This is a genomic window from Halobacteriovorax sp. RT-2-6 (assembly GCF_047085025.1).
Lineage (GTDB): Bacteria > Bdellovibrionota > Bacteriovoracia > Bacteriovoracales > Bacteriovoracaceae > Halobacteriovorax_A.
Genome location: NZ_JBKIYH010000001.1, coordinates 1,151,589 through 1,178,490 on the forward strand (window position 1 = coordinate 1,151,589; position 26,902 = coordinate 1,178,490).

A 26,902-nucleotide genomic window follows, 5' to 3' on the forward strand; every position below is an offset into this window, starting at 1 on the left:
ACTAGATTATATCTTTTTGGAGATATAGCGACAACCATACTAAAAATTTTGTACTATTTGAAGAAAGCGTTGCCCCCGAAACAATATCAATTGAATCGGGCTTCTGAGATTTAAATCGAGATAGCCAATTTGATTTCACCTTATATTCTGAAGGCTCTTCAAATTTAACAATCGCTAAACTTTCAATATTATTTTTAACCACGTGAACATGGAGAACTTGATTCTTCGTTCGAACAGTATCTGTAAAGACGAAGTCATAAGACGTTTCATTCTTACATTCTCTCTTAAAAAACGAGTAAAAACGACGAATATCACGTGTAGGATACTTCGATTTGATTGTTTCAAACTCTTTATCTGTTAAGAATTTAGACTTCTCAACAAACGAACAATCAGGATACTTCTTTGAAAGAGTTTCCTTGATTCCAGCAAAAGCTTCTCCCTTCGCCAGAAATAAAAAAACAGTAAAGAGGAAAATCCCCTTTACTGCCTTTATATTGAATAGATTTGAAAATCTTAGTATTCCCATCCGATCCCGAAGTTTACTTCTTCTGATTCACCTGCATTAGATGCATTGTTTAGTTTTGTGAAATCAGCTTTGAAAGAAACTTTATCAAGTGGCTTATACATAATACCAGCTGTGATATTTTCTTTATCGTTTGCTTTATCAGCTACACCAACAGATGAGTCAACTTCATCTTGAGTGTTATAACTTTCGTATCTTACATATGGCATAATTGAGTAAGTTTTACCATGAGTAATATTGTAAGCTAGATCAACATAATAACCTTGCATTACGTCAGCTACAACTTTTGATGTTGCTGCTGAGAATTCTTTACCATCAAGAGTTGAGTAAACATATAATGCCTTCACTGTTAGGCCTTTGTAGTTATATGCTAAATGAACATCGTAGATATTGTGCTCACCTTGTGCTGCACCGTTAGTTGTACCTACATAGATTGATGTCCCTAGATCTAGACCAAAGTCAAAACCATAGTCAACTCTAGCAACGTGTGACCAGTGACCAGCAAGAGCTTGAGCACCTTTTTGACGTCCACCACGTACACCTGTCTCAGAGAAACCATTCGTTCCATCCCAAGACTTTAGAGAGTTCATGATATAGTACTTATATTCAAGATTATTCCAAGTACCGTAGATCCCTAGACCGTTTTCACGCATTGTTGTTGGGATAATTGCATTTTCAAGTCTTGGACGCTTAACACCAATAAAACGAGTTGGCTCGTGCTCAGTGTTTACGATACCGATTGGAGTAAGTAAAAGACCTGCTTTAAAGTTTAAAAGATCAGAGTGAGCATAACGAATTTCTGCAAATTCAGTATAGATTTCATCAGCGTGCTCAATTTCGATCTCAGTCATGAAAGACCATTTGTCGCTAAACTGATAACCTACGTAAAGAACGTTTCTTAACGTGTCCCACTGTGCAGTACCTTCACTATTGTCAGTGTAGATAATCTCACCGTAACCACCAAGGCTAACCTTTGACGATAGGCCCTTAGCTTGCATACTTTGTACTTCTTTAGAAAGAATATCAATTCTTCTCTCTAACTCTTGTGTTGTAGCAGCACTAACTGTAGTTGCTGCAATTAAAGCGATAAACAACTTCTTCATTTATTCTCCTATTAAACTTTTTGTTTGAATTACCAAACGGATGTTAATGAGAATTAAATAAAAGGTCAAGTCACTAAACTAGACAATATTTTTAGTTGTTTCTATTCGCGCTACGCTCGAGAATGAAGACAAATAAGAAGCCGATGACAACCAGCACAACAGCAAGAATATCTTCTGTTGTCAGCGCCGTTGGAAAATAAAGGCTCTCTGATAAGACCTTCGTCTTGCCACGAATCACAACAGACTTTGTCACTTCTCTCCAAGGCCAAACCTTAGATAAAGTTCCAAGAAGAATCCCTACTAAAAATGCCATTGTGCGCTCGCGGAAATTCTTCATAAAGAAGTTTAAAACCTTAGAAAAGCTCACAAGACCAGTTAAACAGCCAAGAGCAAAGACACCAATGATAACGAGAGCACCTTCTTGAAATGGATTTTTTAGAGCACCTGTTACGTATTCATACTTTCCTAAAATTAAAAGAATGAATGAACCTGAAATACCAGGAAGGATCATGGCCGTAATTCCGATAAGGCCACAAATATAAATAAACCACAAGTCAGTTGGAGTTGTTACCGGAACAAGTTGTGTAATAGCAAAACCAATAGCTCCACCTAGGGCCACCATCGCTAGGGCCACAGGGCTCTTACGATCCTTTAAGTCTCTTGCAATCACAATGATTGAAGCTGAGATTAAACCTAGAAATAATCCCCATGTAGGAACAGGGTGATAATTGATTAGATAGTGCATTAGCCTTGCTAAAGAAAGCATGGCACCGAGTATCCCTATTGCCAAAGGTATAATGAATTTTAAATCAATCTTCTCTGAAACATTTTTAAAATTTAATGTCACCACATCTTTGATAAGATTTTTATCAATGGCCGCAACAGTCTCAAGAAGCTTGTCATAAATACCAGTTATAAATGCAATTGTTCCCCCAGATACACCTGGGATTAGGTCGGCAATGCCCATAAGAAAGCCCTTGCAAAAAACAAGGGCCATATTTTTATTGATCATATTATTTACTCTTTATTCTCTTGTGCTTCTTCTTTTGCAAATGGAGTATCTTCCCAATCAACAGAGTGTTTACACTCAGGACATTGAAGCTGTTTTCCCCATCTCTTTGTTTCTTTAACGCCCATTACGCCAAATCCACAAGCAGGACAATCCATTACTTTAGGCTCATTCCAAAGAGCTGTTTCACATTCAGGATAATTCGTACATCCGTAGAAGATCTTCCCATAACGAGATTTCTTCTCAGCAAACTTTCCTTTTTTACATTTTGGACAAGTTACATCGATTGTATATGGAAGTGTCGTTTCACATTTTGGATATTCTTCACAACGAACAAAGCGACCAAACTTACCTTTTTTAACCTCAAGACGTTTTCCACACTCAGGGCACGGATCTCTAAACCAATCTTTTGGAAGTATTTCAATTTTACCGTCAAGGTGCTTTTTAAAATCGTGAGTAGAAGTACAATCCGGGTAGTTACGACAAGCAAGGAACTGACCATTACGTCCCCACTTAATCAGATACTCTCCGTCTTCACATTTTTCACAGTGAATTCCAGTTGGGATTTCTTGCTTCTTGAGGTTTTTCATTTCCTCTTTTGCTTTTTCAAGAGTCTTTTCAAAACCTTGCCAGAATTCCTTAAGTACCTTCTTCCACTTAATTTCACCGTCTTCAATCTTATCAAGTAGCTTTTCTACATTGGCCGTAAAAGCAACGTTCATGACATCTGGGAATGATTCGATAAGCATTTTACAAACAACAGTTCCAAGCTCAGTTGACATGAAACGGTTTTCAACCTTTTCAACGTAACCACGATCTTGAATATTTGAAATAATTGAAGCATATGTCGATGGACGTCCAATTCCCTGCTCTTCTAAAGCCTTAACAAGTGAGGCTTCATTAAAGCGTGGAGGAGGAGAAGTCCAATGTTCCTGCTCAGCAGGTCCATTTTTTGCTGGCATTTGTTCGCCGACCTCAATAACTGGTAGCTCACCTGTTGCCTTTGGTGTGTCGTTATCATCCTCATCATCATTCCCACCACGACGAGAAGCTTTCTCTGCAGCAGCTTCCATATAAACAGTTCTAAAACCTGGAAACTTAATGATTGAACCATTGGCCTTAAAGAAGTGACCTTCACATTCAAAAGTTACGGCCGTTTGATCAATAACAGCTTGGCTCATTTGAGAAGAGATGAATTTATTCCAAATAAGCTCATAAAGTTTTTGTTCATCTGGCTCTAAATCACCTCTTAGCTGATTTGGAGTATATTCAAGAGATGTCGGTCTGATGGCCTCGTGGGCATCTTGAACCTTACTACTTCCCTTCTTCTTATATTCAATAGGCTCCGGTGATAAATACTTTTCACCGTATTGATCTTTTACGTATTCGCGTAGTGCATTTAATGATTCAGGCTCAGTTCTAACAGAGTCCGTTCTCATATAAGTAATAAGACCGACTGTACCAAAGTCAGTTGTTGCAATCCCTTCATAAAGTTTTTGCGCAACCATCATTGTTCTTTTTGCTGTGAAGCCTAACTTATTGGCAGCTTCCTGTTGAAGCTTTGATGTCGTAAAAGGAGGTGTTGGGTTTTGTTTTCTCTCACGTTTCTTAACGTCAATTACTTCAAACTCTTTCCCATTAACATCTTTTACAATTTGTTTTGTGAACTCTTCATCAGTTAGTTCTGTTTTCTTCTTGGCATCTTCACCATAGTATTTGAATTCAAAAAGAGTTCCATTTTTTTCCATTTCACCATGGATAGAAAACCATTGCTCTGGAACAAAAGCTTTAATTTCGTCTTCTCTTTCAACAATAATTCTAAGGGCAACCGACTGAACTCGCCCAGCAGAAATACCACGTTGAACCTTATCCCAAAGGATTGGTGAAATCTTATAACCCACTAGACGATCAAGAACTCGACGAGTCTTTTGGGCATCATACATATTAACATTTAGCTCTACTGGATTCTCAACGGCATTCGTTACAGCATTCTTAGTAACGGCGTTGAAGATTACTCTTCTAATCTTTTTACGCTTACCAATTTCTTCAGCAAGATGGAATGCAATGGCCTCTCCCTCACGGTCCAAGTCGGGTGCCAGGAAGATTTCACTTGCATCTTTTGCTAATTCTTGAATTCTTTCGATTTTTGCTGCTTTACCAGCTATAGGAACAAGGTCGATCTCGAAGTTTTCTTTGATATCAACACCTAGTTTAGACTTTGGAAGGTCTTTAATGTGTCCGTTTGAGGCAACAACTTGAAAACCACGGCCAAGATATTTCTTAATCGTTTTGGCCTTTGAAGGTGATTCCACGATGACTAGTTTGTAGTCTTTTTCTTTAGATGAAGAAGCTTTCTTTGCTGTTTTTTTGGCCGTTTTTTTAGCAGCTTTCTTTGCTGTTTTTTTAGCAGTTTTTTTGGCAGTCTTCTTCTTTGTTGTTTTCTTTTTACTTGTTGTTTTTTTTGCTACTTTTTTCGAGGCCTTGTCAGAGGCAGCATTTGTTGTAGCTTCACTCACAACTTCTGATTGTGTCATGACGTTCACTTTCTCCTGTTATAAAAAAACAAGGTGCGTTACAGGAACGCACCAAGGGTATCTTAACATATTTTTTGCTAGCATAGATTAATTTGAGTCACTATTCAATAGTTCTTCAATTTCTTCGATGTCATATGGAGTCAATCCGTAAGGGTTTTCCTTAGTGTTCAGATCTTCATCCATATATTTTAGACCTTCTTGTGATTCAATTTCATTCATTGAAGGTAGTGCGTTAGGATCTTTAGCCTTCACACCTTTCTCAATTAAATTCAGGTCTTGACGCTCTAAGTAAGTATCTTCGTCGATCTTTTGCTCATTTAATTTTGTTTCAGCATCAATCAATTCTTTCTCAAGCTTCTCTAGTTCTTTAAGATCTCGAGCTTGTTCCTTAATGATCGACTTCTCTCTTTCTTGGCGTTCAAGTTCTTCAAGTTCATCCTCTTCAAGACGAATTTCATCAACTTGTTTAAGCAGATCTTCCCCAAGATTGTCTAAGTTTAGCTCAACATCAAGTTCTTCAAGAGCAAGGTTTTCTTGCTTACCAAGATTCTTTGCACGTGTGTTATTGCGTAACTGCTCGGCCATCTTTGCTGTCGCTTCAGATTTTGTCAGAGCAATATCTCCAAGATCAAGCCCTGAGTTACTATAAGAAACAACTGCCGTAGCAAAGTTATCAGTTACAGTAATAACAGTTGCCTCACCTTTTACATAAGTAGGTTGTGAACTAATTTGTTTTCCTGTTCCTCTATCCATAAAAGAGTAAACTTCAAAAACATTTCCAAGCTCAACTCCGTCAACTCGACCTCTGTCTAAATAGACAACACTTCCAAGGGCAAGCCCACGATCTTGTTGCTTATAAGAACCGATAATCGCAGCTTCAATACGACGTGGGTTATAAGTCTTAAAGATCTTAGCAATCTTTGGAGTATAAACAGTAAGCCTAGCTCCACGCTCAATAGTTTCAACAATTTCGTCAACAGCAACTTCCCACTTATTATCTTCTAACTCACGAATTGCCTTAACTTGACCAAGAATTGTATAGCGTAAACCTTCACGATCCGAGATACGGTGAGATACTTTTCCATCTGGTTGATAAATTGAAAACTTATCACCTGGCCTAACCTGTACACTCTTATCAAACTTAACGTAGATATGTTGGTCTTTGTGAATTAAAACCGACTCGTCTTGCTTATCTGAGATATAACCTAAATCTTGAATATGATTAGTTGTAAGAAAAGTATTTAAATAGAATCCATGAGAAACAGTGATCTCTTGTCTTTCAATCGAAGAAATACCATTTTTGTCATATTGAGTATCTGGCTCTTCAATAATGATACGAGAAATTGGTGGCGCATACTTTTTATAATCAGTATTTAACTCAATCTCAGTCATTGAAAGAACATCATCATAAGAAGACTCTGTTAGTGATTGAAAGAATGCACCTTTGTTTACAAGTGTCCTTCTCTCTTTTAACCAATCTGATTTTATATCGTCACCATATGCTGAGAATGCACCAGATGAAGCAACCTTAACGTTCTCAGAACGACGAACTTGACTTCCATCATCCTCAAAAGAACCAAAGGCAACTTTTGGAAAAGAACTCTCACTACCAGTAGAAAATACTAGAACTTGTCCTGGCTCAATTTCGTGTGGATTTGTAATCTGAGGGTTCATCGACCAAATTTTTGAATAATAAAAACCTGATCCAAAAAGATTTTGTGAAATCTTCCAAAGCCAGTCGCCATCTTGCACGATATACTTATCGACTTTTGCAGCTGTTGCAAGCTCATTCCACTCTTCTTCTGGAATTTTCTTTTCAACAAATTTTGCAAGTTCTAGAAGCTCTTTCTCTTCCTTTCCTACATTAAAAAGATTTTTATCAATTGTTACATTTTGATTACTAACATTTTTTTGTGCAGCTTTTTCAGGCTCTACAATATCAACATTAGACTCTTGTGTTTTTGTATCAACATCTTTTGCAAGTATATCAATCTCTTCAAGATTATCTGCGTTCTCTAAATTATTAGCATCAATCTTTTTAAGATTTTCATCAGTAAGAACTTCCTCGCCAGGAAGTGTTTTCTTTTGATCACTTTTAATTGAATTTAATTCGTCTGAAAGGACTTCATCTGAAACATCCGTTTGCTGAGGCTGATCTGTTTCTTCCTCTAAAAGCATAAGAAGGTCTTTATCATCTAAAAGCTCTAGATCCTTAAGATCATCTTGCGCACGCACTTGTCCCATGCTCATGAGAAGAGATACGATACAAAAGAATAAGCTTAGATTTTTCTTCTTCAAACTATGCCCTATGCTTCACCAAAGAAATCGTGAAGGATTGAATAATACTTCTCTTTCTTCTTTGCTAATTTTAATTTATCTGTACAAACAATTAGTCTTCCTAAACTCTTAATAACAAGACCTGAAAAAGCGTGTTGTCTAAGAATTTCTTCATATAATTGCATAGCAAGATCAAATTCTTGTTGTGCAAAAAGCATTTCTGCTAGATAAAACTTTGCTCTTACTTTAATTTGGCTATGTCTTGACCCCTCAAGATCTTTTAAAATTGTTAACGATTGATCAAGGCGATTTTGGGCCATTAAACCTTCGGCCTGTTTTAAAAGATTTAATTCTTTTTGTAGAAGAACATCGTCAGTTTGTTCTTGCTTCTTTTGTGCTACCACTTCATTAGCAAAAACATCTACAGTCTCAGCAACATTATTACCTTTTGCACCTTGTAGATCATCAATCATACTCAGCTGTACTTGCTCGGCAGACTCTTTGCCACCTTTGGCCTTGTATTGCTCTGCTAAGCTTGGTGCTTTAGTATCTTTTAAAAGCTTGTCGTACTTTTCTAGAAGTTGATCGTACTGGGCCTTTGGAACCATTTGTTGTTTAGCTGCTACTTGCTTATCTTCTTCAATTGGATAGCCTTCTTCATCAAAAAGAGTTTTTCTTTTTGACCACGAACAAGATGTCGTTGCCAAAGCTAAAATTAATACTGAAGTGAGTGGAAATCTCTTCCTGAAATCTTTCACTTGTAGTCCTCCATGACTTGATAAAAGAGTGGCCTTTAATAATATTTTAGGTTACAAAGCGTTTAAGTCAATGAAATTTCGTGCATAGGCAAAGACTGCCAAGCCAAATAACTAAATAAAAAACAAACTTGTCGAGTATTTTATGAGTGAGATATTTAAAACAATTGTAAGAGTACCAAAGAAAGAATCAGCATATTTCTACTTTCAACTTGAAGCAAATGAAGGCCTATGTTTCTACTCAACAATCGAAGGCGACAAGCACGAAGGCCATCGCGACATTGTTGTTCAAGCACACCCTAGTCTTGTGCCTGAAGTTAAGTACTTACTGAATAAATTAGCTCAAGAAATTGATCTTCAATTTATTGACTAAATTTTGTACATCTACGAGAAGTTTTCAAACCCGACTAACTCAATCAAATTAAATGATATAACTCCCAAAAAACCGTAAACCAAAAAACGGAGAGAGATTATGTCACCAGCAATTAAAAAAGTTGCTAATACTACCCTATGTGTATTGGCCTGCCTTCAAATGGCATCTTGTAAGGTCGTTACCAATAAAGGCATCAACAATCATTTTAATGATTTCAAGCTAAGCCTTGAAAGCTCTGAAAAATCAAACTTATCTGACTCTAAACTTATGATGGCAAATGAGTTACAGATTAAATCTGAGCAAATTGCGAAACTCATTAATAGTGCTCCAAAGCTTGAGACATGGACTGATTCGAAACAAACTTATGGCTCTAACGATCGCAAAAGAAGAGTTCGTACAGTTGAAAAATATAATGAGAGTAAAGAGAAAATTCGTAATTGGATGAAGCAAGTAAAAGATCTAACACTTGATATTCACGCGATTACTTTTGATGCTGGAAAAGACTCTTACCGTAAAGATGAAAATAATCGTCTCATTAATACACCAGAACAAATGGCGCAGAATGAAGTTCTTGCACTCTACTCTCTTACTTATATGAGAAATCTAAGTGAAGGTTATTCAAAACGTTCAATCGGTTATATCGAAGAGATCTCTTCTGATAAAATGCAACGTTTTACTGAAAATGATGAAGCATTCAAACTTGAAGTTCTTCAACAGCATATGGCCTATATCGGAATGATGAAAATTATCGACCAAGATGCTAAGAAGACTCTTACTAAGCTAAAGGCGATGAGAGATGCAAATATTCTTTCTCCAGAATTAAGTGAAAATATCAACAATCTTCTTAATACTGGGAAGCAAGAAAATGCTGAAAAACTTGAAAAATTCAGTGAGTATAAAAAAGAAGCTCTAACACAAGAGCAAAGAGCTGAATTTGATAAGGCCCTAATGACTTACGAAAATGTATTTGGAAAGAAGTCACTTTTATTTGATCCAGCGAATCCAGATCACCCTCTTATGCACCTATTTGTTGTTGCCTCAAACCTTTCTTGGGGTTTAATTAACACAATGGTTGGTGGAGCATTTGTTGCAACTAAAGTACTACTAGTTCCAGTAAGCCGTGGAGTTAACTTATTCATAAACTTCCTTGAAGCAGTAACACCATACCGTTATGCAAGAATGATTGAATTTGATCTTCCACGTATCAGAATTGCTGCTTCAAAAATGCAGATCTACGCTGACGTATGTGGACTTGGTATTGTTCCAGGTAAAATGTCTGCAGGACTTTTTGAATTAGACTTCTGCTCTGGATACCGTTTCGCTTCTGGACACGAAGCTGGTCATGCTAAACAATCAGCACTACTTGGACCTCTATACTTCCCTGCTGCGATCCTATCTTATGCACTAGTTGGTGGACATGGTGGTTTTATTGAAGCATGGGCAGATATTTGGTCAGCTCACTACCACTAAGAAATGGACTAACTAGCTAAATGATTTTCAATAAGAAAAACATATTTAAGAATTCTCTAAGGGGCCAACTCTGGCCCTTAGGGATTTTCGCTATTTCGATGCTTTTTGCAAAAAGTGCATTTTCAATAACTTTCAATCTCATTTCTATAAATGAAAAGCTTCGCTATACAATTAATCAAACTTTCATAGAAAAAGATGTGATTAGAAATGATAACTACTTCATCTTTCTCGATCAAGACTTCGATGGAATCCCAGATGCTATGGATAATGACATTGATGGTGATGGTTACGACAATATCATTGATGAATTTCCAGAGGATAAATCAAAAGTAGGAAGTGATATCAATAACAATGGCATTATCGACTTTGTTGATTTTGAGTTTAGCGACAATATTACTGACGAAGAGAGATCTGAGGCAAGTTCATTACAACTTGAGATTTATGATGATTATAATGTCCTAATCATCCCAGCTGCAGAAATTAGTTTGAAACAAATCCGTCTTGTTAAAGAGTTACTCGACATTGGCTTTACTGAGACAACGCAAAATTTAAAATTCGTCATTTTTGAAACAACACATCCAACGAACTGGCTTACAAAAGGTAAGTATGATGAAGAGTGGAAACAAGTTGTTATCTATAAAGATCAATTAAAGAATGATGAAGAAATCAATCTAACACTTACACATGAGTTCTTTCACTTTGTTCAAAAAGAAAATCCAAAGCTATATCAAGATTTCATCAGCTCTGTTGGTTGGTCTTTAAATGAAAGATACTTTACATATCAGCATAATAACGACCAACATTATCCAGAAATTAATCTTTCTGAAGCCAAACTAAGATTAACAAATACTAATGATTTATTAGTGTATGATAACTTCCCTTCTGCATACTCAACAGTATCACCTGAAGAAATGTTTGCAGAAGCTGCAACAGCTTACCTGTATCAAGAAAATTCAAAAGAAAAAAGTTTTGAAAAGAGATTTACTAACTTTGAAGCATTCACAAAAAGTTATGCTTTCAAAATTTTTAATGATTTATTCTCTATTTTTTAAAATCACTATTTAAAACAAAACGCTCCCATTTATTCTTAATGAACCATTCAGTTACACTTTTAAATGGGGGTAAATACTCTCGTTTTCGTGCAGCATTTAGCTTTCTTAGATCTGGCCTATAATAGGTACCGATGACCTTTCCAGAGCGCTCGATAACTTGAAACTCGTTTGAAACTGGATTGTAGCGATAAATATCATTCTTACTTCTAAATGAGATGATGTTATCATCACTAGAGCGAGCAAACTTCTCTGCATTTTTTAAGTATTGCTTATCACTTACAAAGTTAAATTCATCACCGTGCTTCTTTGCGTGCCCCACAAGAAGGCCTTTGTCTTTAAAGCCACTTGTTTTGAACCCTTTACGATAAATCATCTGTTGAAAAAACATTGGATCGATCTCAACACCTCGATCAAGAAGACTTGTCATCTCCTGTCTAATCTCGCCTTTAATTCCTCTTTGACTCATTATCTTTTGAGACTCGATCGCTCTTGTAACCTTTTCATCTAGGTCCTTGCACTTCTTTCCTGAAGCAGCAATATTGAAACTAGAAGTGATGAGTATTGATATAATTAAAGCGCGCATGCTGCATACTCCACTGTAAGGTTTACGTAATTAGCTGATGAAAGAGAATTTACCTTATCAAGACCCTCTTTATTATTTGTCGTAAGAACTTTATTAATCAATTCCCCGACTTTATCCTTTCCTAACTTTCCAACATTCTTTAACTGATCAAGAAGTTGGAGAAATTTTGCTGATGATGTCACCCTTTTTGATAAGTCCGCTAACGAAGTCATAGCATTAGCAAGACCTAGTGGACCTTTCATAATAACATTAAGAAGAACGTTAGATCCTAAATTCCCCACAAGTGCACAAACTAATTGAACTTGCGACTCAACTGACATAGCACCAAGGGCATCCCCAAGAGCGGCTAATTTCTCATCTATTTGCGTAATGAATTCTTTTGTTGTCTCATAAGTATCGACTGCACTATTCCAAAATTTCTTTGCTGACTTAACTGGAGATTTTATAAAATTCCAAACCCCACTTCCAACATCTTGAACAAGCCCGCCAGTCCTTGCCCATGCAGCACTAAGCGCCTTCTGTACACAGCCACTTGCTTGTGACATCAGATAGTCTTTATTGAACTTATCAATTGGAGCTTGGAGATCATTGATATTAACAATCTCTTCAAGCTGATTTTCACACTCTAATGCGTGGGCCTTTGGAATAATTAGATCTAAGAGAGTGTACTTCTTAAAGCTACCTTTCTTAATCTGTTTTGCAACAAAGCCCTTTACACTTTTTACGATCTTATATTTTTCAACTTTTGAGATATTTTCAAAATAGATAGATACTGGAGTGCTATTAACATTGAAGTTTACAACCTCTCCTCTTTCAAGTTCTATAAATTTATTTAAATGATTAGAATCTGCCTCTAGTCCAAGCTTAATTAAGAACCTTTCACTTCCTTTAGTAAAAACTTGATTGGCCAAGAAGTGCTCTGAGTAGTTTTGATAAAAGCCACTGAAGTCCTGATACTCATATTCAGCAATAAGGGACTTAGCTAACCCTTTAAAATCATTCGAACGATCTTGGTATTTAAAGTCATTTGATGAATATGCACATAGGCCGTAAATAGTTAAAATTAGAATTAAAATTCCCCTCATTCAACTATTTTAACTTAATTTTATCTGTAAAAATTGAGGAAATATATTACCGCCATCTAACTGTCTAAAATTTGTAGCCCCTATGTAAATACAACAAAAACACACTAGTGATTTACCTATCAAGATATAATGGCACAAATATAATTTTGTTTAGGGAGAATTTATGAGAGGACGTAAGTTTTTAAGAATATTGGCATGCCTAGTATTCGTAATTAATGCTCAAGCCGAATGCTTAGTAGAAGATTTCTTAAGAGATGGTCACTGCCCAGGAATGGGAGAAGATAGTGTATTTCAACCTCGCTACGCCGAAGATGGAATTATTAACCGTTACGGTGAATATACTTTCGCTCCTTCTTATCAAACGCTTCCTGTTGGCCTTACAAATGGCGAGCTTGCACTGATTGGAGCAACTGCTGGTACGGCAATTTTACTATTTAATAACGATGAAGAGTTAATGCAATTTGCTCAAGACAATCGTACAGAAGTTTCAGAAGAAATTGCTTTTTGGGGTGAAAAAGCTGGAAGTTACCCTATCCAACTTTCTGCCGCAGGTTACGCTCTGGGTGTTGTTATTCAAAATGATGAGATCAAAAGAATCTCAAAAGTTGCACTTAAGGCAACTGTATTATCGGGACTAATCACAAGAGCTGCTAAGATGACTTTTAGCCGTGTTAGACCAAACAAAACAGAAGATAAGAATGATTTTACTGGATTTAATTGGGATAACGATAACGTTTCATTTCCTTCGGGACATACTACGACAGCTTTTACATTTGCGACAGTAATTGCAGAACACTACAAAGATGAATCAAAATTCATCCCTGTTCTTGCGTATACAGCAGCAGCTATTGGTGGTTGGTCACGTGTTCACGACCGTGCACACTGGGCAAGTGATGTTGCTATTGGTGCTCTTGTAGGTCACATAACAGGTAAACTAATTTATGCAAGTGAGTACAACCCAGAAAGAAACGAAAAGTGGGATATGTCGATTCACCCAGTTGTTGCTCCTGATTACGTTGGTTTTCACTTTGAATTTCGCGGAAGAAAAAAGAAAGATACTTATGCTCAAGACTTCATGAAAAAGTGTAAGGATTTCTATCAAGAGAACCCAGCTGGTGTTGATCCAGTTAGAGAATGTACAAGACTATATTTTAACAGCGTATTTGATAAATAAAAAAAGGCCCTTTTAAAGGGCCTTTCTTTTTTTAGTAATTTAATTCGAAAACAAGTGGAAAGTGATCAGAATATCCAGCCTTAGCTTTCTTAGTTGCTAAGTGATCATAACGATTCGGTGCTGTTTGCACTTTCTTTGTCTCTACTTTAAATCCGCGATCTCTCATCTCTTCAATGTCTTCTTCATAAACACTTTGAGGTTGAGGTTGGCGAATAAAATCTGGTGCATAAATCTTGTAAGATTTTAAATCAACTCTAATAGGATGCTTATCACCTAGCATAACCTTTGGTACAAAGACGCGGTCTAAGTGATTCCACTGAGAATTTTTAGCATAGTAGTAAGTCCCCGGTGGCATTTCTTGCACTTTCTTTGCATTTGATTTTTCTGAGCGAAATACCTTTTCAACATCCACTATCGTTCCATCCTTTAAAAGAACGTCACGCATTGGGTGCTTATTGCCAGCTTCCTTTAGCTCTGGAATCGTATTGAAGTCACCGACAGCAAGAACTGATGCCTTAGCATTTTTCTTCATGATTTCATCAATTCTAGATTTTAAAGTTGTTGCCGCTGTTACTCTTGCCTCATCAGGGTTTCCTAAACTTGGCCAGTGGTTAGCAAAAACATATAAGTCATTATTTCCTAACTTAAATTGTACTTCAAAGATATTACGAGAAGGTCTCTTCTTTAAGTAATCACTCTTTAGAACATGCTCTCTTTTTGAAACATACTTGAAATCTTTTGTTTCATTAAAAAGAACAGCAAGGTCAACTCCACGGTAGTCCGGTGAATTAGATGTATAGAATTTCTTATAACCTAAAACTTTCGCAAGTTGTCCGATTACGTTTTCATTTTCAATTTCTGAAACTACTAATAAATCTGGAAGTTTTTTTCTTTCTTTAAGAACAACGTCTTTAATTTGAGATAGCTTAAGATCAAGTTTCTCTTGAGTCCAATCTGCAGAATAACATTCTTCACGACGGTACTTAGATGAAACCTTCTTACAAGCTTCAACTTTTCCTTTAGTATTCTTTGGAAGGTATGACCAGTCGTTCTTTCCTTCATCTTTTTGCGTATCGAATAAGTTTTCAACGTTATAAGACATCACTTCAATTGTTGCTGCATAAGTCGTTGAAAATAATAAAAATAAAATTAGGGCCTTCATATACTTCCTCTTCTAAAAATTCAAAGACAGAGTCTATAGATTCTCTTTAATCCAGTTAAGTACGTCTTCATGGTGTGACTTAGTTTTCACTTTATCCATTACATATTTCAGACGACCGTCTTTGCCAATAATAAAAGTCGTTCTGATAACACCCATGTATTCTTTACCCATGAATTTCTTAAGTCCCCAAACACCATACTTATCCATCGACTTGTGCTCTGGATCTGATAGAAGGTCAAAATTCAGTTTTTGTTTTTCAATAAATTTCACAAGACGTGCTGGCTCGTCTGGAGACACACCCAAAACAACTGTATCGGCCTTTGCGAACTCTTTCTTATAATCACGAATACCGCAAGCTTGTGTTGTACATCCTGGTGTCATCGCCTTTGGATAGAAATAAAGAACAACGTTCTTCTCACCTTTAAAATCTTTAAGGCTTACTTTTTGCTCATCTTGGTTAAGCATTGTAAATGCTGGCGCCATATTTCCAACTTTTGGAAAACTCATATCAACTCCTTTAATTGTTTTTAATTTACCAATTATCTCTTTTCTTTCTTAAGTCTTTAATTCTTTCTTTATCACTCGTCATCAAGAAGAGGTTAACTCTCCTTTCTGTTTCAAAATTGGTTTGAAATCCAATACTACCTTCAGATTGCACTCGCTCAAGTAACTCTTTAGCTGCCTCATTCTCTGGGTCATTGGCCAAGGTAAAGTTTAGATTGTTAATAATGTAATCATGGCCAGGCCATAAAATAACCTGATCCTCGACTCTTTCATTAAGTGCTAAAATAGTCTTAACGAAGACTTCAAGATTGCCGCCATTTTTACAATTTCCAATGCCTGCATTAAAAATCGTATCCATTGTAATGATCTCAACCTGCTTAGCTGATTCAAAAAATAGAAAGCATAAGTGGTCCATCGTGTGTCCTGGAGTCTCGATGACTTCCATTTCCCCTAATGCGGTTGAAATTCTTTCTCCATCAACGAGTATGCGGTCAATTGTTTCAAAACTATCTTTATGGCCCCAAATCTGAGCGCCATGCTCTTTTACTAATGCCTCAACACCTGCCACGTGATCATAGTGTCCATGCGAGAGTAAAATCACTGCAAGTTGACGATCATTATTGGCCAACCATTCGTTGATTAATTCGGGATAGATAGGATCAACTACAGCAACTTCTGCATTGCCCATTTCGACAATGTAGTTGTAATTGCGTAGAGGTGAATCGGTATAAATTTGGTGAACATTCATAGGCAAATACCTTTTTTTTTGTCATGATATAGAGGTCATAACAAATATAGAAGTTAAAAAAAAGGAAGCATATGGTCAATCTTACGATCGCATCAAAAGTATTTATTTCAGTCCTTTGTATCAAAGGATTAATTGAGGCTTACCTAGATAAGAGAAATATTAAACATATCGGTAAACACTTTAATGCTGTACCGGAAGAATTCGCTGACAAGATCTCACTAGAAGAGCATCAGAAAGCTGCTCGCTACACTATGGAGAAGCTTAATAAGGGACAACTGTTCAACTTCCTGGGCTATATTACTCTTGTTGTTTGGACTCTAGGTGGTGGACTTGACGCACTTAATAAATCAATTCTGACACTTGGATTATCACCGCTATTAACTGGAACGGTTTTCATTTTGGCATTCAGTTTCATTAATTCAATACTTGGCCTACCAGAGGCCCTTTACTCAACTTTCGTTATCGAAGAAAAGTATGGATTTAACAAAACAACTTTTAAAACTTTCGTAATGGATATGATTAAAGGCTCACTGCTAGGACTAATTATCGGAACTCCACTAATCTATGGAATTCTTTGGATCATGGAATCTTTAGGACAGTATTGGTGGGCATATGCATGGGCATTTCTAAGTGTGTTCCAACTATTACTTATGTGGATTTACCCAACTTTTATCGCACCAATTTTCAATAAATTTACAGAACTTGAAGAAGGAGAGGTAAAAGAGCGAATTCTTGATCTTCTAAAGCGTGTCGATTTTGAAAGTAAGGGGCTTTTTGTGATGGATGCTTCACGTAGGAGTGGACATGGAAACGCTTATTTTACAGGCTTTGGAAAGAATAAGCGTATCGTCTTCTTTGATACTCTGATTAATACATTAAGCGCTTCAGAAGTAGAGGCCGTACTTGCTCACGAGCTAGGTCACTTCAAGCGTAAGCATATCCTTAAAATGATGATTAAAGCTTTTGTCTTCAGCTTCATTGGTCTTTTTATCCTAGGTCAGCTGATGCAAACATCATGGTTCTTCGAAATGCATGGAGTACATACAACTCAAACTTACATGGCCCTAACTCTATTTTTACTTGTTAGTGGTATCTATACTTTCTTTATTACTCCAATCTCATCTTGGGCATCGAGAAAGTATGAATTTGAAGCTGATGAATTTGCATCAATTCATTCAAATCCTCAGGAGCTTATTAACGCTCTAGTGAAGATGTATAAGGATAACGCTAGTACATTGACTCCAGATCCAGTTTACAGCTCATTTTACCACTCTCACCCACCAGCACTGACAAGGGTGAAGTTTCTAGAAACATTTATCAAAAAATAATAAATATTCAGGGTAAGTTTGGCACCGCTTAAACTTACCCTCACTCTTAAAAATGTCCTCTCCATTGTAAGAATCCCATCTCAATCTTACATGTTTAAAAAAATTACTACACCGGACCGATTCTCTTTGTCTAAGGCCTAAATCCTTCCTATTCTAAGCATAATTCTATACGTGAGGAAATTATGAAACTTTTACTAGCAATGGCCGTAATCGCATGTCTTGGTATTAACATGAATGTATCTGCAACTGAGATCTTAAAGAGTATTCCAGTTGAAGACCAAGGGCCTGAAAAAGATGAAAAAGATTCTAAAAAAGAGGGTGACTCAAAGAAGACAAAAGAAGATAAGCTACTTCAAATAGCAAGTCGCTAATTCCAGCTTATTTTACGGACCTGGCCTTCTCAAGAATCTTTTCAATATTAGAAAAGTCTTTAACAACTTTCCTCATTTGAAGAAGATACTTCTTAGACTGTGGGCTTTGTTTGTGAATTGCATGAATATACTTATTCAGCTCGCCCTCAAGTAGTCTGGCCTCAGATACAAAAAGGGCGATTAACTTCACCTGTGCCTCAAGCACATCCACTTCAGTTGAACTTTTTGCTAAATTTAAGATTTGTGTATGAGTGATATCGCCTACTGGCTTAGCACTTAGATCAAGATTATTTAAACTACCAGTGCTCTCTTCAGAACTTTCACCTAACTTTGATAAATCAACACTTTTGATCTGATTCGTAATCGAAAACTCTAGAACATTAGATGGATTTTCATCTTTAGAAGAAGCTGAAACCTTTGACACTTCTGCAGAAGTTGCTGGCTTCTCAATATTGTCTTGATCTAATTTCTTGGCAGTTGACAAGATATCCCCCCGAATTAATCTTAATTTATTTATCGGTTAACTCTTAGCTTAACTTTAACCTGTTTTTAGTTAGATTCTATATAAAATTAGCCCTTTAACTCATATCAACAAAGTATTTTTTTTTTAGATTCGAGACAAAATTGAAAGGTATTGAATTCACATTTAGGCTCTACCAAGTCTTGGTAAGTTATAAATTTCAAATGTTTTTCATTGTATTTAAATATTTGGCCTTTAAAAATACTGATTTTTCAAACTTTAATTTGAAAAGTGCCAAAAGTTTGAGGTGTAACGGAACTTATTAAAGTGTCAATTTTCATAAGAAGTAATTTCTTTTTTCGACAAACTTCTTTTAGCTTTTTAACAATTTTGTTAGATTATGCCCTCATTAATTAACGCATTTTTATTCGAGCTTAGAAGGTGAAATAATGAAGAAGCCTATTGCTATCATTGACTGTGCTATCAACAATCCGTCTTACAATTGTATGAATCAAATGATTCAAAATTTTAATATACCGACGACATATCATTGGGTATCTCAATTTGGATGTGACTCACTAGATAAAATTGAAGAGGCCAGTGGCTATATCATTTTCGGCTCAGACTCAAACGTATACCAAAGACTTGATTGGCAAGTCGATCTTGCTAAACGTATGAAAGAAAAATTAGAACAAGATATCCCTGTTATGGGAATTTGCTTTGGCCATCAACTCATTGCCGACATCTTTGGCTCAACAGTTGATATGGTTAAACCTGATAATCAGCTTTTTGAAGGGACCAGAAAAACAAAAATTCTCATGGATAAATTTGGTTTTAATAAGGGTGAAGAATTTAGTCTCTTTATTACCCATCACTACGAAGTGAAAGAGCTTCCAAAAGGTTTTGTTCACCTAGCAACTTCAAATGATTGCTTCCTTGATGGGATCGCTCATGAGACTCTTCCATTCTTTAGCTTCCAAGGCCACCCTGAGGCATCGCAAGATTTTGTCGATAGTCATATTGAGATGACTCTTTCAGATGAAGAGCTAAAGTCAGGTTACGAAGGTGGACGTAAAGTAATCAAAAATTTTATCGACTATATTCAAACTCGTTAGAAAATTAGTTTTTTAACTATTTCCCTAAGATAGTTAAAATAAGGTGTACGATACTTTTCAATTTCTTGATATTGTTCGTGTCGTGCGCCTTCTATCTTTGTAATCGTAAAACTTGTGTCTACTTCCTTTAAGTACCTTTCAAGTTCAGGAACACTAACTAGCTCATCAGCAGTTCCATAAGAAATATATTTCTCCACTTCATCATTAATAGGCTTTGAAAATACCTTCTTACTACAGGAAACCATTTCAAGTAGAAGTTTAGTGTGAAGCTTTTGAAGATTAAACGGATCGTTCTTAAATTCTTCAACAACTTGATTACGGTGAGATAATGTATTTAAGTCAACAAGGCCACCAAGTGGTATCGACATTTTAATCGAGGCCAGCTTGCTAAAGTACTTGCCTTTCACTTTATTAACAAACTTTGCGAAGGGACCACCTACTCCAACAGGAGGAGCGTTTACAATTATAGCTCTAGGTTTTGGGCCATCTTTTAAGTTATTCTGAGTGAAGCCACAAGTGATTAGAGCACCCATCGAATGCCCATAGAGAATATAATCTTCCATTTTATAATTCTCTCTTAAATGCTTAAGGCAATCTTCAAGGTCTAACATATACTGCTCAAATGGATCGATATATGCTTTTTCTCCACCACTTCGGCCATGACCACGAAGATCATATTGAAAAACGTTTACATCAAAGCCAAAAATTTCTTGTAGGTATTTATGTCGACCTAAATGCTCACCTATTCCATGAGTCGCTATTAGCCAGTACTTAGCACCGTGCTCAACGACTTCGGTATACAATTTGACACCGTCACGCATAGGAATCGCTCTTTTAATTGGCTCCATATTTTACCCTTTGATTAATTTTTATTTAGCTTTTATAATTATACTTAAATTTAAGGAAAAGTAATGTTTTGTCCAAAGTGTTTAAGTAACAGTGTACATCTAAAAGAAAAAGGCGTCATTCATATATTAGTTAATGGCCGCCAAAAAGATACTGGCCGCTTTCTATACAACTTAGAAAGACGTAGTGAAATAGCTCAGAATATTTCAAATAAGATTCTTGAGCATTTCAAATGGATGGCAAGCTTTCAAAATACGAAGCCAGTGGAACATGTGAACATCATCACTTCTGATGCTAAATGCGACAATGGTTGTGCGATTCCTCTAACGCAGAAGTTTTCGCTTCTTGACCATTTAGTTTCAACAAAAGAAGTGAGGAATATGGTTCAGCTCCACGCTAAAGAATGTGGCCTAGACGTCGACCTCGACATTTAAAAAGTAACCACCATGCTTTCGCATATTCACACAACCTGTATCTAAAATAAGATACTGACCTTTTATTCCCATTAAAGTCCCCTCAATAACAGGATTCTTATCGAAACCAAGAGACTTAACCTTCTTTGGAAATTCAATTACTGGATATTCAATATGAGTCACCTCTTCTTCAATATCATCAAGACCAAAACTATCAATTAAGTCTGCAAAGTCATCATAGATCTGATCGCGAAGCATTTCTAAATCTTCATCTGCAACTTCATTCATAAGCATTTTGCGCCAATTAGTCTTATCCGAAAATGCCTTTGCAATCTCAACCTCGATCTCTCCAGAAGTTTTTCTATCAGGTACCTCTAAAATAGGTAGAGCATACGATGCTCCTTGATCAATCCAACGAGTAGGAATTTGCGTGTGACGTGTGATCCCTACTTTCACATGAGATGATACAGCAAGATAAACATAGTGAGGAATCATACAATTCTTCTCTCCCCACTCTGGCTCGCGACATGTTCCTTTATGAAAATGGCATAGCTCAGGCTTTACGATACACGTGTCACATTGTGCAAGTGTAATCATTTCTTTATAAGAGTAGCCTTGGGAATATGATTTCTTAATTAACTCACCAGAATAGACAGAGTTTATCTGACCATCAAAACTTAGCTTGATCTTCTTTTCAAGAAGATCATTCATATAAAGAAGCTCATCACCTAAAGGTAAATGATAGTGAGCTAGTCCGTCCTCAAGAGACGTTTTCATTTTGCGAATATTTCCACTTAACATATTTCTACTTTCCTAAAAAATCTTTTAACTTTTGAATAACTGGCATTGGTATTTCATGGCCACCTTGGAATGGGTGGAATTCATATTCATTAACCTTCTCAAGATAACTCTTAAGCTTCTCACTCAGAAAATATGGAAGAATAGGATCAACACTTCCATGCGATTGAAAAATTGGAATATGCTTAATATGCTTTGTATTTTCTGCAATATGCGCTTCATCAAATAAAGTAGATGAAAGTAAGAAGAGACGCTCAATTAAATGAGGTTCTTTATATGCAACGGCAAGACTTAGCATTGAGCCTTGTGAGAATCCCCCTAGGAATACTTCTGTGCTATTCTTTTTAATCTCTTTGATCAAATGAACTAAGCGATCACGCATATCTTCGATTCCATCAGGAACACTCTGAGAGAAGAAATCTTCGATTCGTCCTTCCATCGAAGCTTGTTGAAGTCCCATCATATCGATTGGAAACCAGGCACTTCCCTTCATTCCCATTCCAATATCAACTTTCATCGGTCCATCGACAAAATACCAATTGAATTCATCCTTTGGATCTAGATACTGATATAGAGGAGCTAAATCTTGAAAACTTGCTCCATATCCATGAAGTACTACGATTGACTTATTTGTACTTCCTTCTTGTAGTAAAATATCAAAATCATTAATTCTTGTTACTCTCATTTCTTTGTCTCTACTTTTGATTTACGATTTGGATATACATAGCGACAGATTGGACATTCGAGTCCAAAACATGATCTCGCCTTACAATATTCGCGGCCATAGAAGATAATTTGCAAGTGAAGTTTATTCCAAAGATCTCTTGGAAAGAGTTTCTTACAATCCTCTTCTGTTTGTTCGACATTCTTTCCCTTTGTTAGGCCCCAACGCTGAGCAAGCCTGTGAATATGAGTGTCCACAGGAAAAGCTGGTACATCAAAGGCCTGGGCCATAACGACAGAGGCCGTTTTATGACCGACACCAGGAAGCTTTTCAAGATCTTCAAAACTTGCTGGAACTTCTCCATCATGTTCATTAACAAGAATTCTTGAGAGATCATAAATGGCCTTAGACTTTCTTGGAGAAAGTCCACAAGGTTTAATGATTTCTTTAATTTCTTCTTGTGTTAACTTCATCATGTCGCGTGCGTTATCGGCCTTTGCAAAAAGTGCCGGCGTCACCTGATTAACTCGTTCATCTGTACATTGTGCTGATAATAAGACAGCTATCAGTAAGGTGAACTCATTCGTATGATCTAGAGGCGTTGGAGTCTCTGGATAAAGCTCCTCAAGTGCCTCGACAATATAGTCTGCTCTTTCTTGTTTTAACATCTTCTTTCCTATTAATTTGAACCATAAAAATTTAGCAAATTATCCATGAAAATGCTAAAATAACGCGTAATGAGATACATTTTCATCAAATTAATCCGCTTTTACCAAATAGCAATCTCCCCATTTCTCGGGGCAAATTGTCGCTATACTCCAACATGCTCTCAATATGGCATTGAGGCCTTTTCCAAACTGCCATTTCACATAGCATTTTGGAAAACAACAAAACGTATTGCGAGTTGCCACCCATGGTCAAAAGGCGGATATGATCCTGTAACTCTAGACTGTTGCCATAAGGATAAGCACAAATGAAGTTTTTATTTTTAATATTTTTTTCTCTAGCATCTCTTGCCACAACATCAATCGACAATTTAAAGAAAGAATTTTTAGATAAGGGTGACGAATTAAGTTACTTCTTACAATGGGATAGTGGTAAATCAAGATCCCTCGATTCAAAAAACTCTTTTATCCCCGCTTCGATTTTTAAAATATTTTCGGCTTATTACATCCTCGATAAATTAGGTACAGACTATCGTTTTAAAACATCGATTGCCTCAAGAGGACATATTTCAAACGGGACACTAAAGGGAGACCTTATCCTAAGTACTTCAGGTGACCCCTACTTTCTAACAGCACAAGCCTATGATCTCATTGATGCAGTAAAGGCAGCTGGAATAAAGAAAGTTGAAGGAAAACTCATTGTTGTTAATAATTTTGTCGATCTAAATCGTATAGGAAATGTTGGACTAGATGACCAACCATATAACCAAAGTATTTCAGGCCTTAACATAAATTTTAACCGTTTCAAGTCGATCGGACGTGACGATAAAAATATTTTCCCAAATCACAATGGCCTAGAAATTAAAAAGTCACCTAAGCCACTAGGACCTGGAGAAGTTTTTCGTCATATCAAAAATAATGAAAAGGAATCATGGGTTTATACAAATTCCAAAGATTACTTTCTAGAAGTACCTATAAGAGACTCTCTACAGTTTAATGCTAATTATTTTAATCATCACTTAAAGATTGCGGGCATTGAAACAAAAGGCGTGGCGTTTGAAGAAAGTTTTACTAAGTCTAAAATTTTAAACACTGTCTACTCTGTGCCTTCTCTAGATATGGTAAAATTATCTCTCGAGTACTCAAATAACTTATTTATTGAAACACTAGTCTTAAAAGCGACAAAAAAAGATAATTTGAAAGATGCTGCTCAAAAAATGGTTAGCGACTTAAAGCTACCTGTTAAAGGCGAGCTTACTAATAGTTCTGGACTGAGTGTTAACATAGAAATGTTAGCTCAAGATATTGTCAATTTCATCAATAAGAACGCATATAAGAAATTTGGCAATAACTACTTCATTAACCTACTTTCAATTACTGGTCACAGTGGTTCTCTACATCGCAAGTATTTAACTAATGAAGGGTTTGAAAAGTACCGCTATAAAACAGGAAGCCTCGACTTCGTTTATAATATTTGCGGAAGAAGCTTTGAAGCCGATCCTGTTACTTTTTGTGTTATGATCAATAATCCAAAAAAGAGACAACTTTTAATGGGTCCAAACTCTGCAAAGAATGAGAAGTTAAGACAAGAAGCAAAGGCTTGGAGACGCTCTAAAGAACGCTTCAGTGAGCTTTTAATGTATGAGTTAAACTAAAAATTTGAAAACTGTCGACAACAAGGTCTATCTTTAATTAGCTTTAAGAAATGATAAAATTTTTCGTTTGTGATAATAGAGTCTTGAGTGACTAATGCTCGGTGAGAATACTCTTGATCGTAGTGAGTAGAGATAATGAGTTTATCTTTTAAATTTTTATTATCTTCCAAAAACTGAGTTAGGTAAGACTCTGTTACGACGGCAATATCTCCACGTCCCTTTAAGATACTTAAAATATTTCCTTCATGTGAGTTGGTATAGATTAATTTCGCATCGTATTTCTGATCAATATCAAAATCAAGAAATCCATAGTGATAACCATCATACAGCAGAATGTTCTTCTTTTTTAAATCCTTTAAGTAAGCATGAGTTCTATTCTTATCTTTTTTAGCGATAAATTTTTCGCCACCTTTTAAAAAAGAAGGAGTCATATCATATTTTATGCCACGTTCTTCCCATCCCCACCTAGGGCTTTCAAATAAAATTAAATCAAAGCGCTTCGTTGTAAAGTCTCGATAGCGTCGCCTTGCAGATGTTTCCACAATCTTAAATCGATATTCACTCTGAACTTTATTAAGCTCTTTTATAACTTCATAAACGAGTCCAGACTTCTTTCCATTTTTAGAAATATAAAATGGTGGGAATTGATAAGCACCAACCTGAACTTCCTTGGCAGCAAAGAGAGAAGTAGAGAAAGCAAATATTAAAGCGTACTTAGTGAAGTAATTCACTAGCTTCTCCACTATATCTAGGTAACGATAAGATAAATTTCGTATTTTCAGACTTCGAATCATATCTAAGATAGCCATCATTATTTAACATCATCTCATAAGATAAACTAAGTCCTAATCCTGTTCCCTTATTTACATCTTTAGTCGTGTAAAAAGGCTCCATAATACGGCTTTCGATTCTTGGATCAATCCCTTTTCCACTATCAATGACTTCGATATAAAGATTTTCGAAATCTTGTTTTATAGAAACGATAATTAATCGTTCGTCTAATTCCTCAATCGCATCAATCGAGTTATTAATTAAATTAACAAGAACTTGGCTAATCTGAGTTTTATTAGCATAAATTAAATTATCAATAGAAGATTTATCGTAAGAGAATTCTAAACGAATATCTTTTTCCGCTAAACGTCCTCGACAAATAGATGAAACAATTGATTCTAATTCTTCACACCTAATAATTGTTTTTAAATCCTTTTGACCATCACGAGACATTGTCGACATACTCTTAACAATATCGGTAATTCGATCTGCAGCAAGCTCAACCTTTTCAAGAATGTATTCACACTTCTCGCCGTTAACACATTTCTTTAATCGATTTAGATTTCCAAGAATAACAAATAATGGGTTATTAATCTCGTGAGCGATCCCAGCGGCCATTTGCCCTAGGGCAGCGAGTCTCTCTGATTCGTGACTTCTTTCTCTTTGCTCATATAATTCCTGAGTTCTTGTCGTAACTATCGCCTCAAGCTCTTCATTATATCTCTTTAGCTTTACGTCTCTTAAAATAATTTCGGTTAGAGTTTTATTAAGTGTTTTTGCAAAGAATGATAATTCATTAAGAACAAATTTTTCACGTATTGGGCGGAAGTCACCACTGGCAATACGGCTTGTTCTATTTACAAAGTGTTTTAGAGGATTAAAGAATAAATAATAGTAAGCAATTGATGTCACAATCAAAGATAGAACAAGTCCTGATATAAACCATACCCCAATCATCTTCATGATATTGTGAACATAGATAGCATTTAATTGATTCGAAAATCTAATTTCAACACTTCCTATCTTTTTGCCCTCATATATAACTTCAAAATTTTCAATGACTATTTCAGGGCTTACATATTTTGGGGCCGCTGCTTCAACTAATGAAATCTGACTCAAAAGACTTTCATTCTCATCTCTAACAGTAATAGCAGTAACGGCCTGGTCGCTTGAGTTAACAAAGACATTAGAAATTTTCTGAATATATTCTTTATTTAAGTTCCAGATAGGAAGTTTTAGAGAATTTACAATCTGTCTTGAAATGATTTCTCTATCATTCTCAAAACGAACCCTTTCCTGATTACTATGAATACTGTAAGTAGCTGCGCCCATGACAAAGAAGCTTATTGTTAGTACTACCCCCATAACAATCGGAATAATAAATGAAAAGCGAACAGGAGACTTGTGCATGTCCAATATCTACATGCGTTATTTAGATTTAGCAAGTACTTTGTAAATAGAAAT

The 26,902-nt window shown here is 36.1% G+C and carries 28 protein-coding genes; 10 read left to right on the top strand and 18 right to left on the bottom strand.

Annotated features, from left to right (window positions below; genetic code table 11):
- Nucleotide 1: 1 nt before the first annotated feature.
- The 6 genes from ACMAYS_RS05400 to ACMAYS_RS05425 all read right to left on the bottom strand — a co-directional run bounded on the left by ACMAYS_RS05400 (nucleotide 2) and on the right by ACMAYS_RS05425 (nucleotide 8,204).
- Nucleotides 2-526, bottom strand: coding sequence for an FMN-binding protein (locus ACMAYS_RS05400; protein WP_412462902.1), 525 nt, complete (start codon nucleotides 524-526; stop codon nucleotides 2-4).
- A complete protein-coding gene (locus tag ACMAYS_RS05405; RefSeq protein ID WP_103216540.1) occupies nucleotides 514-1,626 on the bottom strand; it encodes a hypothetical protein in 1,113 nt (370 codons plus the stop codon). Before ACMAYS_RS05405 ends, ACMAYS_RS05400 begins: the two co-directional genes overlap by 13 nt.
- 91 nt (nucleotides 1,627-1,717) lie before the next feature.
- On the bottom strand, nucleotides 1,718-2,638 hold the full coding sequence (locus ACMAYS_RS05410) for a DUF368 domain-containing protein (RefSeq protein ID WP_412462903.1): 921 nt from the start codon (nucleotides 2,636-2,638) through the stop codon (nucleotides 1,718-1,720).
- Between the two features lie 5 nt (nucleotides 2,639-2,643).
- Nucleotides 2,644-5,169: a type I DNA topoisomerase gene (topA, locus tag ACMAYS_RS05415; RefSeq protein WP_392991087.1), complete on the bottom strand. Its 2,526-nt coding sequence runs from the start codon at nucleotides 5,167-5,169 to the stop codon at nucleotides 2,644-2,646.
- An 87-nt stretch (nucleotides 5,170-5,256) separates the two neighbouring features.
- Nucleotides 5,257-7,467 carry a LysM peptidoglycan-binding domain-containing protein gene (locus tag ACMAYS_RS05420; protein WP_412462904.1) on the bottom strand — a complete coding sequence of 737 codons (2,211 nt, stop codon included), beginning with the start codon at nucleotides 7,465-7,467 and terminating at the stop codon, nucleotides 5,257-5,259.
- Nucleotides 7,468-7,475: 8 nt separating this feature from the next.
- On the bottom strand, nucleotides 7,476-8,204 hold the full coding sequence (locus ACMAYS_RS05425; RefSeq protein WP_103216536.1) for a tetratricopeptide repeat protein: 729 nt from the start codon (nucleotides 8,202-8,204) through the stop codon (nucleotides 7,476-7,478).
- A gap of 142 nt (nucleotides 8,205-8,346) precedes the next feature.
- Between ACMAYS_RS05425 and ACMAYS_RS05430 the strand changes: the two genes are divergently transcribed.
- The 3 genes from ACMAYS_RS05430 (at nucleotide 8,347) to ACMAYS_RS05440 (ending at nucleotide 11,096) form a co-directional block, all read left to right on the top strand.
- Complete coding sequence (locus ACMAYS_RS05430; protein ID WP_392991082.1) at nucleotides 8,347-8,574, top strand: DUF4911 domain-containing protein; 228 nt, start codon at nucleotides 8,347-8,349, stop codon at nucleotides 8,572-8,574.
- Between the two features lie 99 nt (nucleotides 8,575-8,673).
- Nucleotides 8,674-10,044, top strand: a complete 1,371-nt coding sequence (locus ACMAYS_RS05435) for a hypothetical protein (protein ID WP_103216534.1) — start codon at nucleotides 8,674-8,676, stop codon at nucleotides 10,042-10,044.
- 98 nt (nucleotides 10,045-10,142) lie between these two features.
- The gene (locus ACMAYS_RS05440) at nucleotides 10,143-11,096 is read left to right on the top strand and encodes a thrombospondin type 3 repeat-containing protein (protein WP_103216533.1); all 954 of its coding nucleotides are present in this window, start codon (nucleotides 10,143-10,145) and stop codon (nucleotides 11,094-11,096) included.
- Here the strand turns inward: ACMAYS_RS05440 and ACMAYS_RS05445 are convergent.
- The gene (locus ACMAYS_RS05445) at nucleotides 11,086-11,679 is read right to left on the bottom strand and encodes a hypothetical protein (protein ID WP_412462905.1); all 594 of its coding nucleotides are present in this window, start codon (nucleotides 11,677-11,679) and stop codon (nucleotides 11,086-11,088) included. The genes ACMAYS_RS05440 and ACMAYS_RS05445 overlap by 11 nt on opposite strands.
- Complete coding sequence (locus tag ACMAYS_RS05450; RefSeq protein ID WP_392991078.1) at nucleotides 11,667-12,764, bottom strand: hypothetical protein; 1,098 nt, start codon at nucleotides 12,762-12,764, stop codon at nucleotides 11,667-11,669. The genes ACMAYS_RS05445 and ACMAYS_RS05450 overlap by 13 nt, the downstream gene beginning before the upstream one ends.
- A 163-nt stretch (nucleotides 12,765-12,927) precedes the next feature.
- Between ACMAYS_RS05450 and ACMAYS_RS05455 the strand changes: the two genes are divergently transcribed.
- The gene (locus tag ACMAYS_RS05455; protein ID WP_103216530.1) at nucleotides 12,928-13,938 is read left to right on the top strand and encodes a phosphatase PAP2 family protein; all 1,011 of its coding nucleotides are present in this window, start codon (nucleotides 12,928-12,930) and stop codon (nucleotides 13,936-13,938) included.
- A 31-nt stretch (nucleotides 13,939-13,969) separates the two neighbouring features.
- On the opposite strand, the gene ACMAYS_RS05460 is transcribed toward ACMAYS_RS05455, so the two are convergent.
- The 3 genes from ACMAYS_RS05460 to ACMAYS_RS05470 are packed head-to-tail and all read right to left on the bottom strand — an operon-like array spanning nucleotide 13,970 to nucleotide 16,352.
- Nucleotides 13,970-15,100 (bottom strand): endonuclease/exonuclease/phosphatase family protein, encoded by a 1,131-nt coding sequence (locus tag ACMAYS_RS05460; protein WP_103216529.1) that lies wholly within the window; start codon nucleotides 15,098-15,100, stop codon nucleotides 13,970-13,972.
- 33 nt (nucleotides 15,101-15,133) lie between these two features.
- Nucleotides 15,134-15,607 (bottom strand): thioredoxin-dependent thiol peroxidase, encoded by a 474-nt coding sequence (bcp, locus tag ACMAYS_RS05465; protein WP_103216528.1) that lies wholly within the window; start codon nucleotides 15,605-15,607, stop codon nucleotides 15,134-15,136.
- A 25-nt stretch (nucleotides 15,608-15,632) separates the two neighbouring features.
- Entirely contained in the window at nucleotides 15,633-16,352 is a 720-nt protein-coding gene (locus tag ACMAYS_RS05470; protein WP_392991075.1) for an MBL fold metallo-hydrolase, read from the bottom strand.
- A 71-nt stretch (nucleotides 16,353-16,423) separates the two neighbouring features.
- Between ACMAYS_RS05470 and ACMAYS_RS05475 the strand changes: the two genes are divergently transcribed.
- Together ACMAYS_RS05475 and ACMAYS_RS05480 are read left to right on the top strand one after the other, a co-directional pair.
- Entirely contained in the window at nucleotides 16,424-17,680 is a 1,257-nt protein-coding gene (locus ACMAYS_RS05475; RefSeq protein ID WP_412462906.1) for a M48 family metallopeptidase, read from the top strand.
- A 182-nt stretch (nucleotides 17,681-17,862) separates the two neighbouring features.
- Nucleotides 17,863-18,051, top strand: coding sequence for a hypothetical protein (locus ACMAYS_RS05480; RefSeq protein WP_103216525.1), 189 nt, complete (start codon nucleotides 17,863-17,865; stop codon nucleotides 18,049-18,051).
- Nucleotides 18,052-18,058: 7 nt separating this feature from the next.
- On the opposite strand, the gene ACMAYS_RS05485 is transcribed toward ACMAYS_RS05480, so the two are convergent.
- Entirely contained in the window at nucleotides 18,059-18,535 is a 477-nt protein-coding gene (locus tag ACMAYS_RS05485) for a hypothetical protein (protein ID WP_103216524.1), read from the bottom strand.
- Between the two features lie 425 nt (nucleotides 18,536-18,960).
- On the opposite strand from ACMAYS_RS05485, the gene ACMAYS_RS05490 reads away from it, so the two are divergent.
- A complete protein-coding gene (locus ACMAYS_RS05490) occupies nucleotides 18,961-19,626 on the top strand; it encodes a type 1 glutamine amidotransferase (RefSeq protein WP_103216523.1) in 666 nt (221 codons plus the stop codon).
- Here ACMAYS_RS05490 and ACMAYS_RS05495 read toward each other — a convergent pair.
- Nucleotides 19,623-20,474, bottom strand: a complete 852-nt coding sequence (locus tag ACMAYS_RS05495) for an alpha/beta fold hydrolase (RefSeq protein WP_412462907.1) — start codon at nucleotides 20,472-20,474, stop codon at nucleotides 19,623-19,625. The two genes, ACMAYS_RS05490 and ACMAYS_RS05495, sit on opposite strands and share 4 nt — an antisense overlap.
- Nucleotides 20,475-20,537: 63 nt before the next feature.
- Here ACMAYS_RS05495 and ACMAYS_RS05500 point away from each other — a divergent pair, with 63 nt between their 5' ends.
- Complete coding sequence (locus tag ACMAYS_RS05500; RefSeq protein ID WP_392991071.1) at nucleotides 20,538-20,906, top strand: hypothetical protein; 369 nt, start codon at nucleotides 20,538-20,540, stop codon at nucleotides 20,904-20,906.
- On the opposite strand, the gene ACMAYS_RS05505 is transcribed toward ACMAYS_RS05500, so the two are convergent.
- From ACMAYS_RS05505 to nth, 3 genes are read right to left on the bottom strand one after another with little or no spacing between them, the layout of a single operon-like run.
- Nucleotides 20,883-21,662, bottom strand: coding sequence for a DUF2797 domain-containing protein (locus ACMAYS_RS05505; RefSeq protein ID WP_103216941.1), 780 nt, complete (start codon nucleotides 21,660-21,662; stop codon nucleotides 20,883-20,885). The genes ACMAYS_RS05500 and ACMAYS_RS05505 overlap by 24 nt on opposite strands.
- A 28-nt stretch (nucleotides 21,663-21,690) precedes the next feature.
- Nucleotides 21,691-22,368 carry an alpha/beta hydrolase gene (locus tag ACMAYS_RS05510; RefSeq protein ID WP_103216520.1) on the bottom strand — a complete coding sequence of 226 codons (678 nt, stop codon included), beginning with the start codon at nucleotides 22,366-22,368 and terminating at the stop codon, nucleotides 21,691-21,693.
- Complete coding sequence (nth, locus tag ACMAYS_RS05515) at nucleotides 22,365-23,015, bottom strand: endonuclease III (protein ID WP_103216519.1); 651 nt, start codon at nucleotides 23,013-23,015, stop codon at nucleotides 22,365-22,367. The genes ACMAYS_RS05510 and nth overlap by 4 nt, the downstream gene beginning before the upstream one ends.
- A 69-nt stretch (nucleotides 23,016-23,084) precedes the next feature.
- On the opposite strand from nth, the gene yidD reads away from it, so the two are divergent.
- Nucleotides 23,085-23,324, top strand: coding sequence for a membrane protein insertion efficiency factor YidD (gene yidD, locus ACMAYS_RS05520; protein ID WP_103216518.1), 240 nt, complete (start codon nucleotides 23,085-23,087; stop codon nucleotides 23,322-23,324).
- The gene (locus tag ACMAYS_RS05525; protein ID WP_412462908.1) at nucleotides 23,321-24,667 is read left to right on the top strand and encodes a D-alanyl-D-alanine carboxypeptidase; all 1,347 of its coding nucleotides are present in this window, start codon (nucleotides 23,321-23,323) and stop codon (nucleotides 24,665-24,667) included. Before yidD ends, ACMAYS_RS05525 begins: the two co-directional genes overlap by 4 nt.
- Here the strand turns inward: ACMAYS_RS05525 and ACMAYS_RS05530 are convergent.
- Together ACMAYS_RS05530 and ACMAYS_RS05535 are read right to left on the bottom strand one after the other, a co-directional pair.
- Nucleotides 24,664-25,398, bottom strand: a complete 735-nt coding sequence (locus ACMAYS_RS05530; protein ID WP_412462909.1) for a substrate-binding periplasmic protein — start codon at nucleotides 25,396-25,398, stop codon at nucleotides 24,664-24,666. The two genes, ACMAYS_RS05525 and ACMAYS_RS05530, sit on opposite strands and share 4 nt — an antisense overlap.
- On the bottom strand, nucleotides 25,382-26,848 hold the full coding sequence (locus ACMAYS_RS05535; RefSeq protein ID WP_103216515.1) for a sensor histidine kinase: 1,467 nt from the start codon (nucleotides 26,846-26,848) through the stop codon (nucleotides 25,382-25,384). Before ACMAYS_RS05535 ends, ACMAYS_RS05530 begins: the two co-directional genes overlap by 17 nt.
- Nucleotides 26,849-26,902: the final 54 nt, after the last annotated feature.